The organism is Bacillus sp. C28GYM-DRY-1, from assembly GCF_030519405.1.
GTDB lineage: Bacteria > Bacillota > Bacilli > Bacillales > Bacillaceae > Bacillus > Bacillus spizizenii_A.
Genome location: NZ_JAUMKF010000084.1, coordinates 1 through 320, shown reverse-complemented (window position 1 = coordinate 320; position 320 = coordinate 1). Strand labels below are relative to the sequence as shown.

Genomic DNA, 320 nt, shown 5'->3' with positions numbered 1-320 from the left:
GCTTGTTGGCATTGGCTTTCAGATGAGTTGAATCGGTGAATAGGACACGTCCGCCCACCATGTCATGATTAATGGCTTGAAGAACGATCTCATCAAAAATGTCTTGGAAAATCGTTGTATCTTTAAAACGTGTGCGTCTGTTCCAGCTGATGGTGGAGTGGTGCGGAACTGGATCGTTTATGTTCAATCCGAGAAACCATCTGTACGCCATATTGTAGTAAATTTCTTTTTCAAGCTGTCTTTCTGAACGGATACCGTAGAGGTAGCCGATAAACATCATTTTGAATAAAATCAGCGGGTCGAGTGAGGGGCGGCCTTTG

At 44.1% G+C, this 320-nt stretch carries 1 protein-coding gene; it reads right to left on the bottom strand.

The window, feature by feature from the left end:
* A partial coding sequence (locus Q3W56_RS20780) for a transposase (protein ID WP_302896716.1) occupies positions 1–320 on the bottom strand: 320 nt, incomplete at both ends.